The organism is Aliikangiella marina (assembly GCF_007004765.1).
In the GTDB taxonomy this organism is placed as follows: Bacteria; Pseudomonadota; Gammaproteobacteria; order Enterobacterales; family Kangiellaceae; genus Aliikangiella; species Aliikangiella marina.
The window spans coordinates 1,440,633-1,456,686 of sequence record NZ_VIKR01000001.1; the positions used below are offsets into that span (position 1 = coordinate 1,440,633).

General features: G+C 43.0%; 17 protein-coding genes. 2 read left to right on the plus strand and 15 right to left on the minus strand.

Annotation, left to right across the window (positions count from 1 at the left end; all coding sequences use genetic code 11):
- Positions 1 to 29: 29 nt before the first annotated feature.
- From mltG to FLL45_RS05720, 10 genes are all read right to left on the minus strand, one after another.
- Entirely contained in the window at positions 30 to 1,046 is a 1,017-nt protein-coding gene (gene mltG, locus FLL45_RS05675; protein ID WP_142941005.1) for an endolytic transglycosylase MltG, read from the minus strand.
- An 8-nt stretch (positions 1,047 to 1,054) separates the two neighbouring features.
- Positions 1,055 to 1,870, minus strand: a complete 816-nt coding sequence (gene pabC, locus FLL45_RS05680) for an aminodeoxychorismate lyase (protein ID WP_185964343.1) — start codon at positions 1,868 to 1,870, stop codon at positions 1,055 to 1,057.
- A gap of 9 nt (positions 1,871 to 1,879) precedes the next feature.
- Positions 1,880 to 3,124 (minus strand): beta-ketoacyl-ACP synthase II, encoded by a 1,245-nt coding sequence (fabF, locus tag FLL45_RS05685; RefSeq protein WP_142941007.1) that lies wholly within the window; start codon positions 3,122 to 3,124, stop codon positions 1,880 to 1,882.
- 149 nt (positions 3,125 to 3,273) lie between these two features.
- Positions 3,274 to 3,516: an acyl carrier protein gene (acpP, locus tag FLL45_RS05690; RefSeq protein WP_142941008.1), complete on the minus strand. Its 243-nt coding sequence runs from the start codon at positions 3,514 to 3,516 to the stop codon at positions 3,274 to 3,276.
- 242 nt (positions 3,517 to 3,758) lie between these two features.
- On the minus strand, positions 3,759 to 4,502 hold the full coding sequence (gene fabG, locus FLL45_RS05695; RefSeq protein ID WP_142941009.1) for a 3-oxoacyl-ACP reductase FabG: 744 nt from the start codon (positions 4,500 to 4,502) through the stop codon (positions 3,759 to 3,761).
- A 58-nt stretch (positions 4,503 to 4,560) separates the two neighbouring features.
- A complete protein-coding gene (fabD, locus tag FLL45_RS05700; protein WP_142941010.1) occupies positions 4,561 to 5,481 on the minus strand; it encodes an ACP S-malonyltransferase in 921 nt (306 codons plus the stop codon).
- Between the two features lie 116 nt (positions 5,482 to 5,597).
- A complete protein-coding gene (gene plsX, locus FLL45_RS05705; protein WP_210247118.1) occupies positions 5,598 to 6,626 on the minus strand; it encodes a phosphate acyltransferase PlsX in 1,029 nt (342 codons plus the stop codon).
- A gap of 24 nt (positions 6,627 to 6,650) precedes the next feature.
- A complete protein-coding gene (gene rpmF, locus FLL45_RS05710; RefSeq protein ID WP_142941011.1) occupies positions 6,651 to 6,821 on the minus strand; it encodes a 50S ribosomal protein L32 in 171 nt (56 codons plus the stop codon).
- A gap of 16 nt (positions 6,822 to 6,837) precedes the next feature.
- Positions 6,838 to 7,362, minus strand: a complete 525-nt coding sequence (locus FLL45_RS05715; RefSeq protein ID WP_142941012.1) for a YceD family protein — start codon at positions 7,360 to 7,362, stop codon at positions 6,838 to 6,840.
- 212 nt (positions 7,363 to 7,574) lie between these two features.
- On the minus strand, positions 7,575 to 7,940 hold the full coding sequence (locus FLL45_RS05720) for a DUF2750 domain-containing protein (protein ID WP_142941013.1): 366 nt from the start codon (positions 7,938 to 7,940) through the stop codon (positions 7,575 to 7,577).
- Positions 7,941 to 8,170: 230 nt separating this feature from the next.
- On the opposite strand from FLL45_RS05720, the gene FLL45_RS05725 reads away from it, so the two are divergent.
- Both FLL45_RS05725 and FLL45_RS05730 read left to right on the plus strand, forming a co-directional pair.
- Positions 8,171 to 10,030 carry an ABCB family ABC transporter ATP-binding protein/permease gene (locus tag FLL45_RS05725; protein WP_142941014.1) on the plus strand — a complete coding sequence of 620 codons (1,860 nt, stop codon included), beginning with the start codon at positions 8,171 to 8,173 and terminating at the stop codon, positions 10,028 to 10,030.
- Positions 10,027 to 10,629 carry a Maf family protein gene (locus FLL45_RS05730; protein WP_142941015.1) on the plus strand — a complete coding sequence of 201 codons (603 nt, stop codon included), beginning with the start codon at positions 10,027 to 10,029 and terminating at the stop codon, positions 10,627 to 10,629. Before FLL45_RS05725 ends, FLL45_RS05730 begins: the two co-directional genes overlap by 4 nt.
- Positions 10,630 to 10,705: 76 nt before the next feature.
- Here the strand turns inward: FLL45_RS05730 and FLL45_RS05735 are convergent, their stop codons facing one another.
- The 5 genes from FLL45_RS05735 to FLL45_RS05755 form a co-directional block, all read right to left on the minus strand.
- On the minus strand, positions 10,706 to 11,608 hold the full coding sequence (locus tag FLL45_RS05735) for a DMT family transporter (protein WP_142941016.1): 903 nt from the start codon (positions 11,606 to 11,608) through the stop codon (positions 10,706 to 10,708).
- The gene (locus tag FLL45_RS05740; protein ID WP_142941017.1) at positions 11,608 to 12,276 is read right to left on the minus strand and encodes an HAD family hydrolase; all 669 of its coding nucleotides are present in this window, start codon (positions 12,274 to 12,276) and stop codon (positions 11,608 to 11,610) included. The genes FLL45_RS05735 and FLL45_RS05740 overlap by 1 nt, the downstream gene beginning before the upstream one ends.
- 35 nt (positions 12,277 to 12,311) lie before the next feature.
- Positions 12,312 to 13,274, minus strand: a complete 963-nt coding sequence (gene rluC, locus FLL45_RS05745) for a 23S rRNA pseudouridine(955/2504/2580) synthase RluC (RefSeq protein WP_142941018.1) — start codon at positions 13,272 to 13,274, stop codon at positions 12,312 to 12,314.
- A gap of 121 nt (positions 13,275 to 13,395) precedes the next feature.
- On the minus strand, positions 13,396 to 13,740 hold the full coding sequence (locus tag FLL45_RS05750; RefSeq protein ID WP_142941019.1) for a hypothetical protein: 345 nt from the start codon (positions 13,738 to 13,740) through the stop codon (positions 13,396 to 13,398).
- A 164-nt stretch (positions 13,741 to 13,904) separates the two neighbouring features.
- Complete coding sequence (locus FLL45_RS05755; RefSeq protein WP_142941020.1) at positions 13,905 to 15,950, minus strand: NADPH-dependent 2,4-dienoyl-CoA reductase; 2,046 nt, start codon at positions 15,948 to 15,950, stop codon at positions 13,905 to 13,907.
- Positions 15,951 to 16,054: the final 104 nt, after the last annotated feature.

A 16,054-nucleotide genomic window follows, 5' to 3' on the forward strand; every position in this document is an offset into this window, starting at 1 on the left:
GAATAGAGAATAAGCGAGCATTTTTTCAGTTACTTGCGCAGTTGATACTTTCTGACCGCACGGTTGTGCTCTTCCAGCGTATCACTGAAGTAGTGACCGCCGTTCCCCGTGGCAACGAAATAGAGTGCAGAGCCATCTGCTGGATTGAGTGCGGCATGGATTGCCGCTCTGCCAGGCATTGCGATAGGTGTAGGCGGTAAGCCTTTGATGACATAGGTATTGTAAGGCGTAGGTGTTCGCAAGTCTTTGAAAGTAATGTCGCCATTGAAGTCAGGGCCAATGCCATAAATGATTGTCGGATCGGTCTGAAGTCTCATCCGTTTTTCAAGTCGGCGAATAAAAACACCAGCAATCATATCTCTTTCCGATGGAATGCCCGTTTCCTTTTCAACAATAGAAGCCATAATTAACGCTTCATAAGGATTTTTGTAAGGTAACCCGACAGCGCGATTTTGCCACTCTTGCTCGAGTACTTCTCGCATTTTCTGATTGGCTCGCTTCAAGAGCTCTAGCGCACTCGTCCCTTTAGAAAAGTAGTAAGTGTCTGGATAAAACCACCCTTCAATATTTGACCAATCCAAATTGAGCTGTTTTATTTGTTCCGCGCTATCCTCTGCTAGGTCAAAGATTAAGTTAGGCTCTTCTTTCAACAAGTCAATTAGCTGCCACTTGTTAGTGCCTTCAACGATAGTAAAGGCATATTGAATAACTTTACCTTCCTTGAGTTTGGTTAACAATGTTCGTGGCGTTTCACCATTTTCTATCTGGTATTCACCCACCTTAACTTGCTTAAATTCGGGATTTAAATAAGCAAAAAGCTTCAGATAAAATTCACTCGTGATGACGTCCTGTTGGTACCATTGACTTGCGAGTTTGTTAAGGCCATTACCTTTTTCGACAACTAACGCTTGGTTTTTATCCGGCCAGTTTATCGGTGTATCGACAAATCGTTCGAACGACAAACTTTGCCAATAAAATACGATAAAGCCGATAAAAATCAAACCACCTAAAATAAATCGAATTGAAAATATTCCTTGAAGCTGCATACCGATAACTAACGAGTAAAGTCTAGCTGTGATTGTAAATGGCGAGCTAAATTGGCATCAAGCTTTTTGTCTTCAATCTGGCTGATTGGCCAAATACCCAACAGACTATTACACACAAATGCGGCTTGGCTATTCAGTAAGTCAGATTGAGATACTCGAGTCACCGCAAACTGAACGTCTTGTTTTTTCATCGACTCGATGATTCTGGCTCGGGTAATTCCTTCAATTCCAGCGAGGTCGAGTTCAGGTGTTTTCCAGATATTGTTAATCAAACAAAATAAATTACTTCGACTGCCACAAACAACTTGCTCATCAATACACATTATCGATTCACTATTTTCTTGAAGACATTCGTTTGCTGCCAAGACATTATCAAGCCGGTTTAAGTGTTTTATCCCTGCGAGGCGCGGATTGACTGATACGGGCGTATCAGCGAAAAAAGCCATGCAATCTTGCTTTAATGGTGACGTCCAAGGCGTGACGACTAATTTAACGCTAATTTGTGTCTGCTTTGAGACCGCGTAACCTCTTTCAGCTTGAGAGCGTGTTACAGACAAACGGAGAATTCCCTTATCGATCGTCTTTAACGATTCTTTGAGCGTGTTTTTTATTTGTTCGAGGTCAAAATTTTCAAAAAGTAGCGAGCGAGCCCCTGACTCTAGACGGTCGAAATGATACTCACTGTTCAATAGCTGATGGTTTTCAATGACCCCGGTGGTAAAAAAGCCATCGCCAAACAGTGAGTCTCGTGCCCACTGCGTGTTGATTGGTCGATTTTCTGACTGATGATGAGAATGACGAAAGTCTATTAGTTCGAAAAACAAAGCCAATCTTTAACCGTTAAATTCAGAAAATAGCAAAGAACCATTCGTACCACCAAAGCCAAATGAATTACACAGTGCGTTTTCTATTTTGGCCTCTTGCGCCGTGTGCGGAACATAATTAAGGTCGCACTCGTCATCTGGATTATCAAGGTTAATGGTGGGCGGTGCGACTTGGTCGCGTAACGCTAATATCGTAAATATGGCTTCGACACTTCCGGCCGCGCCGAGCAAATGGCCTGTCATCGATTTTGTGGAACTGACGCGAATGTCTTTGGCAAATTGACCAAATAAATTTTTAACGGCTCGAGTTTCGGCGATATCTCCGGTCGGTGTAGAAGTGCCATGAGCATTCAAATAGTGTATTGATTCCAAGTTTTTACCGGCATCATTGACAGCATTTTGCATTGCTAATGCGGCACCCGCGCCATCCTCTGGTGGCGATGTCATATGATAAGCATCACCACTCATCCCAAAACCGGTTAATTCCGCATAGATCTTAGCGCCGCGCGCCTGAGCACTTTCTAGAGACTCTAAAACCACAACACCCGCACCGTCGCCAAGCACGAAACCATCCCTGTCTTTGTCCCAAGGGCGACTTGCTGCAGTCGGATCATCATTTCGAGTCGACAGTGCTTTTGCAGAATTAAAACCCGAAATAACCAGCGGGGTCGTTGCCATTTCCGAGCCACCGGCTATCATCGCATCGGCATCGCCATAAGCGATCATTCGTGCGGCATGACCGATATTGTGCACTCCCGTCGTACAAGCGGTGACGATGGAAATATTAGGCCCCCGTAACCCGTACATGATGGATAACTGACCAGCGACCATGTTAATAATCGAACCCGGTATTAAGAAAGGTGAGACTCTGCGTGGTCCTCGATTGAGTAATGCCTGATGGTTTGCTTCAATTGTTTCCATTCCGCCCAAACCAGACGCAATACAAACGCCAATTCGATGGGAATTTTCTTCGGTAACTTCGATACCTGAGTCGTTAATGGCTTCGACTGAGGCAGCAATGCCATATTGGATAAACGCATCGAATTTTCGAGCTTCTTTTTTCGGCATCACCGACTCAACATCGAATCCTTTAACACTGGCTGAAAATTTAGTGGTCAGGGCTTCAGTATCAAAAGCATCTATCGGAGCTACACCACTCTTACCTGCCAAGATAGCAGCCCAAGACGCTTCCACTGAATTGCCGACTGGCGATAGCATTCCAAGCCCAGTTACAACGACCCTATTTTTCATTATTCAATTCCTAGAAATTAACAACAGATATCGACTCAATAGTCCAAAAATATGCGGTTTAGTTCAAGATTAACGAGATCTTAACAATAAAAAAAGCTGCGATAGTGGAACTATCGCAGCTTTTTTTTGAATACTTGCAATCAGTAACCTGATTACGCGCCTTCTACGTTCGCTTTAATGTAATCAACTGCAGCTTGTACAGTGTTGATTTTTTCAGCTTCGTCATCAGGAATTTCAGTATCGAATTCTTCTTCTAATAGCATGACCAACTCAACTGTATCTAGTGAGTCTGCTCCAAGATCGTCAACAAAAGATGCTTCTAGTGTAACTGTGTCTTCAGAAACGCCTAACTGCTCGACAACGATCTTCTTAACGCGGTCTTCAATAGTGCTCATGGTGTTTTTTTTCCTCTAAAAATTAATCCAGCAAACGCTGAGGCGTGTAGTTTATTGATTTTAAGGAAATTTGCAAGTGACAAGCTATTGTTTTCCCATGGTCTGACCACAAAGTAGCCAGTAAAATCTAACCCTCGTACGCCCACTATTCGGCGAAGCCATATTAAACACAAAAATGATTAAAAAATAAAGAACTTATCCTTGTAAATAACCGCTGGTTATCGGCTACCAGCGATTAATTTTTACCCCATATACATTCCGCCGTTAACGTGAATCGTCTCGCCAGTGATATAATTTGCGCCTTGTGACGCCAGAAAATTAACGGTTTCTGCAATATCTTCAGGGCTGCCAAGTCTAGCAAGTGGAATCTCTTTAAAAAGTGCTTCTTTTTGAGTGTCATCGAGGGCATCTGTCATATCCGTCGCAATAAATCCCGGCGCAACCACATTCACAGTAATTCCTCGAGTACCGACTTCTTTTGCAAGCGATTTACTAAATCCAATGACCGCAGCCTTGGCCGCTGAATAATTGGTTTGGCCAGGATTTCCCGTCGTTCCAACAACGGAGCCAATGTTAATGATTCTTCCCCACTTGGCTTTCATCATCCCCCTCAAACACGCTTTGGAGAGCCTGAAAATAGAGGTTAAATTGGTTTGTAAGATGCTATCCCATTCATCGTCTTTCATTCTCATCAATAAGTTATCGCGAGTGATACCGGCGTTGTTTACTAAAACTTCGGGGGTCTTGCCATAGGTCTCTTTTAAAGCCGCTAACAACTCATCAATAGACTCGGCACTGGAGACGTTAACCACAAAGCCCTGCCCTTCAATTCCAATTTCTTTGAAAGCTTCTGTAATTCCCTGTGCACCGGCATCAGAAGTTGCGGTTCCCGCAACAATAAACCCTGATTTGCCGAGCGACGCGGCGATCGCTTTTCCAATACCCCTAGATGCTCCAGTTACCAATGCTAACTTAGCGTCACTCATTTTGTTCTCCAAAAGTCTAATCTTAACTTAAAGTAAATAATGTAATATGTTTTATAACTTATTGATTAAATGTATCTTTCTTTGATAATTGCTGTGCAGTTAAGCTGCGATCAATTCTTCTCGCCAAGCCACTTAAAACATTACCTGGACCGCATTCCATTAATTGGTTTATACCTTGATTGGCCAAGTAGATAACCGATTCTGTCCAACGCACAGGACAATACAACTGACGAATTAATGCGTCTTTAATATCGTCTGCTGACTCACACACCGCGACATCAACGTTATTAACGACTGGAATCAAGGGCGTAGCAATTTCAATATTGGCTAACGAGTCTGCAAGCTTCTCCGCCGCAGGCTTCATCAATGAGCAATGCGAAGGAACGCTCACCGGCAAAGGTAGTGCCCGTTTTGCCCCTTTATCTTTGCAGGCCACCATTGCTCGCTCAACGGCTTCAGCGTTGCCCGCAATAACGACTTGTCCGGGAGAATTGAAGTTCACCGGAGAAACCACTTCTGAACCGGCGGCTTCTTGACAGGCCTCAGCTATCAGCTCATCGGCCAAGCCAATGATCGCCGCCATTTTCCCGGTTCCAGCCGGTACGGCTTGCTGCATAAAATGGCCGCGTTGCTCCACTAGTTTAACACCGTCAGAAAAATTTAATGCGCCTGCCGCGACTAACGCTGAATACTCACCCAAGCTGTGTCCGGCTAACAACAACGGCTTTGCATGACCCTGCTGTTCCCAGAGGCGCCATAGTGCTGTACTTGCGGTTAGTAATGCGGGTTGGGTACGTTGAGTTTCATTCAATGATTCCGCTGGACCTTCGGCGACTAACTTCCACATATCATAGCCAAGCGCATCTGAGGCTTCTTGAAAGGTATCGGTTACTATTGATTCTTCTACAAAATCAGCCATCATTGCTACTGATTGCGAGCCTTGTCCCGGGAAAACAAACGCAGTTTTAATATCAGACATTCGAAAATCCTAACTATTTATTATGCTTTTAAAAAGTTGGCAGGCATTATAGGCCTTTTTATTGAATAAACCACTCCGAGCAGATAGATATTTTATTAATATTTTAGAACAAGAAACTAATGGTCGAGCGTCGCTGCAGCTTGTTCAAGCTTTTCTCGAATTTTATGAGGTAATTTTTGTTTCGACTGAACGATTGCTTCTTCGATTGCACAGAATGTTGCGAATACGTTCGCCGCACCGTGACTTTTTATTACGATACCTCTGAGGCCGACCAGGCAGGCGCCGTTGTATTTTTCCGGGTTGACTTCGTGTTTAAAAGTTCTGATGACGGGTTTTGCGAGAAGCCCAGTAAACCGAGTCCACCAATTGCGTTCAAATGCAGCCTTAATCTTATGACTTAAATATCGCGTTAGTCCTTCTGAGGCTTTTAAAACGTTGTTGCCGGTAAAGCCGTCAGTCACAATAACTTGGTATTCGCCGCTAAAAATCTGGTTACCCTCAACAAAGCCCGCGTAATCAATCGATTCAAGGGAGTTGATCATTTCCGCTGCGCGTTGAAGCTTTTCAGAGCCTTTATTTTCTTCTTCTCCCACATTGAGCAAAGCCACTTTCGGTGACGGATTGTCATCTAAACATTTTACTAACTCGTTGCCCATTATGGCGAACTGAGTAAGGCGCCTTTCATCGCAGGACACGTTCGCCCCTAGATCAAGCAAAAATACATGCTCATTAATTAATGTCGGAATTGCCGAAATAATCGCTGGCCGGTCGATTCCCGGAAGCATTTTAAGGACAAACCGAGAAATCGCCATGAGCGCGCCGGTATTCCCTGCACTGACGCAGGCATGCGCTTGCCCATCTCTTACTGCCTCCAGTGCTAGTCGCATAGAGGAGTTTTTCTTGTTTTTGAGTGCGATAATCGGGTTATCATCCATCGTAACATCGTCGCTCGATGCAAAAACCCTGATTCGATCGTGTTTATTAAATCGGTGAAGTTTAAGATAGGAATTAATCGTCGCTTCATCACCAAATAGTTGGAATGCAACGTTGGGGTAGGCTTTAAGCGCCTTTTTTACTGCAGGAATTGTAACTGAGGGGCCGAAATCGCCCCCCATACAATCAATCGCTATGATTATCTCAGTCAAGCTTTGCGACAAACGCGACTGGGATTAAAGGATTTTGCGACCGCGATAGTAACCGTCTTCTGTCATGTGATGACGACGGTGAAGTTCACCGGTAGTTTCGTCTTCTGACAATGAAGAAGTGTTGTCTACTAGCGCATCGTGCGAGCGTCTCATATCACGCTTTGAACGAGTCTTTTTGTTCTGTTGTACAGCCATGGTATTACTCCTAAACTTAAGTTTTCTTTAAATTCTCTAAAACCGAAAATGGGTTATCTGCTTTTTCAGCAGCGGCGATTTTTGCTTCATCAAGCTCGCCAAAACTCATCTTCTGTTCAATCTCGTTTAACGGCTTATTGGCCACCAGTGGCACAGCTAAAATAAGCTCGTCTTCTATCACTTGTTTTATGTCGAGATAACCCTCTTCGACTAAAACAGGTTCGTATTCTTCTTCAACTTCGGCAAACTGACTTTCCGCCACAACCGCACAATAAGTCGTCTCGTGGTCAACTTGGTAGTCAATTGGCTCAAAGCTTGTCTGACATTCCAGCGTTAATTGCGCGCTGATCTTTGCCACTATCAAACAACGCTTACGGTGGTCATAAAGCCCTTCCAGCTTTACATTGACTTCACCGGTTTCACTCAGCAACATCTCAGATAATCGCTTAAACTCTGAAACTGGCCATTTAAAGCTTAGTTCGCCTTCTTTATTGGCTAACTTAAACGGCTGTATACTGCTAATTTGCTGGGATTCTCGCATAGGCGCGCGATTCTACCCAAAAGAACTAAAAAACGCAAAATAATTCTTGAAAATATCAATGAAAACGGTGATTTAACAAAAGAATCGTCTATTTCTCTGTTTTTATATGACAAAACGCCGGAAACTCATATGCCACTTTAAACAAACGCTGTATTACATTAATAGGCTTATGCATCCTATCTCGCTGTTATAAAGAAACGGCCAACAAGCGACTAGTCGTCTTCGTCCAGAACGTCTTCTAATATGACCAGTGGTTCTAGCTCTGGACCAACTAGCTCATCATCCCAGTTAGTACCAACTAAAATTTCATCTTCGTGCATACCATGCAACCAGTCATCCAAAAACTCCTCTAACGGAATAGGCCTGGGGACATAGTCGGCCCAGTCTCCCGTACAGAGAAGTTTTGCTAAATGCTCGTTGGACCAGAAAGGGATCGCTTCACGCCCGTCAAAGTCATTTGAATCACACACGGCCCAACCTTCTTCGTTGGCTAATCCCCAAACTATCTCTGTACCACATATTTCGTCTAGAAACTCATCATAGAGTTCTTTGACACTCACGCCGAGCTCTTGCGACATAAATTTTTTCCAGCTTTAATCGAGGCATAGATTATAACCCATTCTGAATGACTTCCAACTCTTAAAAAGTATTCTGCCCCAATAAACCTGGGGAACACGATCTTAGAAATCTTGGCTACAATCGTCTTAGCGCTTGAAGAAATCAGAGTGAGCAAAATTATTTTGCCGAATAGTCCACTCGTCTAAAGGTTGCTACAATCCCTGCTACCTATCTTCCGGATTATTAACTCATGCGCTCAAGCGGACAACAAATAGAAACTCGTTCTCAAATTAATTGGAAAGTTCTCCGTCAACTTTGGCCCTATCTCACCGAATTCAAAGGTAGAATCGCTATCGCTTTAATCTTTCTGGTATTGGCTAAAGTGTCTACGATTATTATGCCATTTATTTTAAAGATGATAGTCGACGGCCTCTCGGGGGAAGCATCCGTTAATGCCCCGGCCTTTTCAGATACTATTCCTATCTGGGCGCTGACACCGATTGCTTTAGTATTTGCTTATGGTCTTTTTCGTTTTAGTACCGTTGTGTTTGGGGAGTTAAGAGATACTGTATTTAGCCGAGTGACTGAGAGGACTATACGTCGAACGGGACTAAAAGTCTTTAAGCATTTGCATGCATTAGATGTCGATTTTCATTTGGAACGTCGGACTGGCGGGCTTGCTCGTGATATCGACCGAGGGACTAATGGTATTAGTTTTATCATGCGCTTTATGGTTTTCAATATCATACCAACACTCATCGAAATATCTTTGGTTGTCGGTATTTTACTGACTAGCTATGGTGCCGCTTTTGGTGTAGTGACAGCGGGCTCAATTGTCTTATATATTGCATTTTCAGTGGTGGTTACTAACTGGCGAAATAAATATGTACGCGCCGCTAACGAAGCCGATTCTACAAGTAATACTCGAGCGATTGATAGCTTATTAAATTACGAAACCGTGAAGTATTTTACCAATGAAGATTTTGAAGCACAAAAATATGACAGGGATTTAGCTCAATGGGAACAAGCGAAACAAAAAAATCGCTTAAGTCTGTTTGTTTTGAATGCAGGTCAGGCATTAATCATTAGTGCAGCAATCACTGCACTCCTCTACTTGGCGGTTACCGAAGTAACTCAAGGTAACATCACTGTCGGCGATTTTGTTTTAATCAATGCATTTATGATGCAATTATTTATGCCGTTAAATTTCTTGGGGTTCGTTTATCGAGAGATTAGAGTGGCGTTAGTTAATATTGAGAAAATGTTCGACCTTCTGGTTAGAGAACCTTTAGTGGTAGATGCACCAAATGCTGGCCCACTGATCAGTGCCGATGCCGAAATTTCATTTGAAAATGTGGCTTTTCAGTACGCCGCCAACCGACAAATCCTAAAAGAGATTAGTTTTACTATAAAACCAAGGCAGATGGTCGCGGTTGTTGGTAGCAGTGGTGCTGGAAAATCAACTATCGTTAAATTATTACTCCGTTTTTATGATCCGACAAGCGGCAAAATAACAATCGGTAATCAAAACCTCACCGAGATTGCTCAACAATCTCTGCGTGCTCAAATCGGTATCGTTCCACAGGATACGGTTTTATTTAATGATTCAATTCTCGAAAATGTTCGTTACGGTAACCCTGAGGCATCTGACGAAGACGTATTATTGGCAATTCAAATGGCTCATCTCGATGAGTTTATTAAAACGTTACCCGAAGGAACTAGCACCTTAGTGGGTGAGCGAGGATTAAAATTATCTGGTGGAGAAAAACAGCGGGTAGCGATCGCCAGAGCATTACTCAAACGACCGCCGATTATGATTTTTGATGAAGCAACTTCGTCGTTAGACAGTAAGTCAGAGCGGGCAATTTTAAGTGCTATTGAAGAAATAGCGAGTCATTATACCAGTCTTGTAATCGCTCACCGTTTATCCACTGTGATTAATGCGGATAAGATTATCGTCCTTGATGCAGGCCTGGTTGTGGAGTCAGGATCGCATGAAGAGTTACTTGCGCGCCAAGGCCTTTATGCTGAGTTGTGGCAAGCCCAACAGAAAAACCAAATCGCCAATGATAGCAATCGAGAAATTGATACAGAGACAAACAAAACATGATGAGAAGTTCTTGTGAAGAAAATACTATTGTTCTTGCTTCTGGTTCGAAATACCGGGCAAACCTCCTAAACCGATTAGGTTTGCCTTTCAAACAGCAAGCGGCGGATATTGACGAATCACCGTTGATGAATGAGCATCCCTTGAGTTTAGTCGAGAGGCTTAGTGTTGAAAAAGCACTGAGCATCGCCAAACAAATGCCCAACGCCTGGGTGATCGGCTCAGACCAAATCGCCCTATTTCAAGAATCAATTATTGGTAAACCAGGGGGGTTTGCAGAAGCTAAAAAACAACTCCAACTTTTTTCTGGAAACTGCGTGAAGTTTATGACCGGTCTATGTCTTTACCAGCACAGTACTCAAACTCGGCGCTATGAACTAGCTAGTGTTGAAGTTCATTTCAAAGACTTATCAGACCTGCTAATCGAAAACTATTTAAAAACTGATTCGCCCTACGATTGCGCTGGCAGTTTCAAAGTCGAGTCTTTGGGCGTATGTCTGTTTGACAAAGTTGTCAGCGATGACCCGACGGCGTTAGAAGGCCTTCCATTAATTTCCCTTTGTAAAATGTTCGAGCAAGTGGGTATTAAATTGTTTGGTTAAAGCCGTTTAATTAAAGTCGTTTGGTTAAGCTCGCTTGATTTACGTTATTTGCCTGACGTTGCTAATAGTTTGAGCTTCACTGCTGTGAGCGTCTCGAAAAGTTTTTAATTTGTACGCAGGAAATACCAATTAACAACAATGAAATGCCAGCAACTTGCCTTGCGTTCAATGAGTCACCCAATATCGGGATTGAAATAAGTGCAGTAAAAACAAGGCCAGTGCTAGCCAAAATGCTGGCCTCAAATGCTTTGAGATGGCGCATAACGAGATTAAACACATTCATAACTAACGCCATGGCGACAATACCATTGGCCGCAATAATCAACCAATCAAATAGTTTGATGTTGAGTACACTTTGAAAGTCTTGAGAACCGTATAAGACTATCGGCAAGCCGCCGGATATTACCGCAAAGCAAGAGACTAAATTATGCGATACGCTTTGGGGGTATTTGATGTGCAATAACCGCATTAAAATATTTGTCATGGCCAAAAAGAAAACCGCGAATACGATCAACAAAATACCGGTTAATTGTTCGCCACTTGGAAAAATATCAAAGTAAACTTGTATCCCAACAATGGCTACTATTGCGCCAATGAATTGAATAGCGGTCGGTTTTTCTTTAAGAATAATCGCGCTTAAAAACATTGTCATGATACCGACAAAATTGATGAGGTAGGCATGAGTTGTCACCGACATCATATCTAGCGCAAAAATAAATAGCGTTCTAACCAAAGTGAAGTTGCAAACACCCATCGCTAATATAATAAGCCAAGCGCGCAACGGAACTTCTTGCGGTAATTTTTCGCGTTGAATCACGAAGGTGTATAGGCTAATCGCGACGATCGCAAAAAACATTTGCAACCAAATAAAGTCAAAAGCATCAACAGATTTCAAGCTGTGTTTTGCTAATACGGTAACCAAGGCAACTAGCAGCATTGTTGCAATCAGTTGAATACTTGCCTTGAGTCGTTCGGACATTAACTATGCCTAGTTTCTAACCAAGGCTTGAGCTCAACAACGTTTTCAAAAATCGCTATTGGTGAGAGTGGATCAAGTTCGTGGTGTTGATTAGCACCCGATGTAACGCCAATCGCATCGACACCTGCATTTTTGGCCATATGCAGATCGTGAACAGAGTCGCCGACCACTAAGGTTTGTAATGGTTTAAAACCCGCACCTTCCATTAAACGTTGGACCATTTCGGGATGCGGCTTACCTGCTGCTTCATCGGCACAGATACTAGAATGGAAATAATTTAACAAGTCAACCTCTCGCAACACCCGTTCGAGACCAACACGAGACTTTCCGGTCGCGACGGCGATAAGGATATCGTGTGATTTTAACCACTCCAAAGACTCGATTACGCCCTCAAATAATGGGGTCGGTGTATTATCACCCTCGACATACTGGAAACGATATTCCTCTAGCAACGCTGCTCTTTCCTCCTCATCTGCTTGAGGGAATAACCGGTCCATACAGGCTTGCATACTCAATCCAATAATTCCTTTAACATCTGATTCACTCGGAATAGTCAAACCGATATTTTTAGCCGACTTACGCATCGCATTCACTATTCTATCGGTTGAATCCATGATGGTTCCATCCCAGTCAAAAATAACGAATGAATATGGGTTGTGTAGTTTCATAACAGTTAATCGATTAACATGGCATATTGCTGGTCTTATTGCTTGGAAAGCCGATTAATTGATTGCTCAAATAATGCTGGCAACGGTGCTTCATAAGTTTTGGGTTCTTCTTCATCAGGTGTACTGAAGGTTAACTTTTGTGCATGCAATAAAAAAGTTTTAAGGTTCAGTCGCTGTAAGACTTCACTGTCAGCGTCCAAATCGCTGTATTTTTCGTCACCAATTAGTGGGCATCCAGCGAATTGCGCGTGGACGCGTATTTGATGCGTGCGTCCAGTTTTCGGTAACGCTTTGATCAAGCTGAAATCCCCCTTCTCGGTATCGAATCGCTTTAAACACTTGAAGTGCGTTTCCGAGGGTTTACCTTCTTCTGACACTCTAACAATCCTCTCACCAGATTTCAGTTTGTTTTTATAGAGCGGTTCGATAATGCGGTTATTGGCGTTGTCCCAATCTCCAGAGACGAGAGCCAAATACTCTTTTCTCATCGTTTTATAACGCAATTGATCTTGAAAATGGATTAAGTAACTGCGTCGTTTGGCTATTAACAAACAGCCTGAAGTATCCCTGTCCAATCGATGGACTAACTCTAAAAATTTTTCCCTGGGTCTGAGCGCTCGCAACGCTTCGATGATACCAAAAGAAAGACCACTACCTCCGTGTACCGCGATACCTGAGGGTTTATTGAGTAATAGAAACTGTTTAGTCTCGTAGATAATATTCGACTCGAGGCTTTTAACCCGGTCAAATTTTGACAAGTCGAGTTGCTGTTCTTTTTCAGCAACCCGAATTGGCGGGATCCTAACCTTATCGCCATAACCGAGTTTATATTCTGCTTTGACTCGCTTCTTATTGACCCGCACCTCGCCTTTACGCAATATTCGATAAACTCTGCTTTTGGGAACACCCTTCAGAAAAGTAAAAAGAAAGTTATCTATTCGCTGCCCTTGATGATCCTGGTCGATATCACAGAATTGCACTTTGTCGAAATTTGTCACAGCAAGATGGTCATATAGTCAAACAATTGGGGCTCGATTATAGCAGAGTCGCTATAAAGAGATGAGTTTAAAAGATAATTTGTGATACGAAAAACACGAAAAAATGGAGAGTTAACTTTGTTTACGCGGAACTTGCAAAGTACTCATTGAGATGTGAATCTATTTTTTCGTTCAACCAATGGGAAACGCTCTGACCATTTTTGCGCGCCGCTTTTATGACTTTATTTTGCTTTTCAGTTGATAAACACACCGTAAAATTGCCTACAAAGGGAACCGGTTTAACACCGGCCATTTGCTGTTGCATAACCAAATATTCATCAATAACTTGGTGAAAATCGTCATGAATCTCAGCTGCACTGGTCCCACTGAACTCCAAAAGATCAACCGAATTAACCACTTCACCCACTAATTTATTACTCGCGGCATCATAGTCTATCTGACCTATAAAGCCTTTATAAATCAACATCCTGCCTTCCTTACTTAAAAAGCAATTTAACACTGCTTGCTATAAATATAGCACTGTGGGTTTGCTTCAGCAGACTTATTTAGCAACGATTTCTTATTAGACGATTGAGGCTTATTAAAATGTTAAATATAAACCCAAAATCTTCACTTAATAGCGATAAATCGTCAAATTTTCGCCGCCAATTCGGCTCCTTGGCGTATTGCTCTTTTTGCATCCAATTCCGCAGCAATATTCGCTCCACCAATCAAATGGACTGATTGAGACTGAGACTCAAGTTGGTCATAGAGCTCCCTCAAAGGATTTTGACCGGCACAGACGATGATGTTATCGACTGCTAATATCTGCTCCTTGCCATCAGCGGTAATGTGCAAGCCTTGGTCGTCGATTTTACGATAAACCACGTTATTTAACGAAACAACACGCTTGTTTTTGAGACTTGACCGATGTATCCATCCAGTTGTTTTGCCTAGCCCCGCGCCAACTTTTGAAGCTTTTCTCTGTAACAAATAAACTTCTCTTGGGGATGGATGAATTTTTGCTTCTTCGAGCAGTCCGCCAGGGCGTTGGTAACTAAGGTCCACTTTCCATTCGTTCGCCCACATTTCAGGATTCAGCGTTAACGATTCTCCTTCATGAGTTAAATATTCAGCCACATCAAAACCGATACCACCGGCACCAATGATCGCGACTTTTTGACCCACTGGCTTTTTATGTTTGAGAACGTCAATGTAACTCATCACTTTTGGATGCTCTATGCCCTCAATGGGCGGCTTTCTCGGAGAAATACCGGTAGCGATGACAATTTCATCAAACTGTTTTTGAGTAAAGGATTGTTCATCAATGGACGTATTTAACTGCAGCTCCACGCCAGTATCTTTAATTCGCTCGCCAAAATAGCGAATGGTTTCAAAAAACTCTTCTTTACCAGGAATTTGATTCGCAATATTGAGCTGTCCGCCTATCTTGTCACTCGCATCAAATAAAGTTACTTGGTGGCCCCGTTGCGCCGCGTAGGTGGCGAACGACATTCCTGCCGGACCGGCGCCAACTACTGCGAGTTTTTTCGCTTGTTGAGTGGGTTCAAAATTGAGCTCTAACTCATAGCAGGCACGAGGATTAACCATACAGGTTACTCGTTGATGCTCAAAAATGTGGTCTAAACAAGCCTGATTACACGCAATGCAAGTATTGATTTTATTTGACTGGTTTTTTGCAGCCTTATTCATAAACTCGGCATCGGCTAGAAAGGGTCTCGCCATTGAGACCATATCACTTTTGCCACTTTCAAGTATTTCTTCGGCCACTTCTGGCGTATTGATGCGGTTGGTCGTGACCAAAGGAATGTTAATGTGCGGTTTTATTTTTTCTGTTACCCAGGCAAAATTAGCTCGCGGAACAGATGTCGCGATGGTCGGAACCCGGGCCTCATGCCATCCAATTCCGGTATTAATAATTGAAGCACCAGCCTTTTCAATTGCCTTGCCGAGCTCTACGACTTCATCCCAAGTACTGCCCTCATCAACTAAATCGAGCATTGAAAGTCGGTAAATAATAATGAAATTATTATCGGTTGCCTCTCTTACTGCTTTGACAACTTCGATCGGGAAACGAATTCTGTTTGCAAAGCTACCGCCCCACTCATCAGTCCTTTTATTGGTCTTACTGACGATAAACTGATTGATGAGATAGCCTTCACTCCCCATGATTTCGACCCCATCGTATCCTGCTTGTTGCGCTTTTTTCGCACAGTTGGCAAAGTCTCGAATGGTTTTGTGTATTCCGCGTTTGCTGAGCGCTCGCGGTTTAAATGGATTAATTGGCGCTTTGATTGCTGACGGCGCGACACTCAACGGGTGGTATGCATATCGCCCAGTGTGCAGTATTTGGAGTGCGATTTTTCCGCCTACCGAGTGGACGGCCTCAGTAACTTGGCGATGCTTTCCGACATGCCAAAAATGACTCAGTTGACTGCCAAATGGCGCAACTCTTCCAGCAAAATTAGGTGCAATACCGCCTGTCACAATCAATCCACAGCCCCCCTCGGCTCGCTCTTTATAAAACTGTGCAAGCTTTTTGAATCCCCCGCGCATTTCCTCCAAACCGGTATGCATGGACCCCATAATGACCCGGTTGGGCAAAATATGGTTATGGATTTTGAGCGGTTCAAACAGTTTTGGGAAAGGGTTGTTATTAGCTTGAGGAGTCGTCATATCAGTCTTTAATATTGTTATTCAAATGGTTAGTGAGCCTTTATAACAGATTAGACCAGTTGAGTGAATCCAAAATTATTGCCTTAGACAAAATTGTTAACACT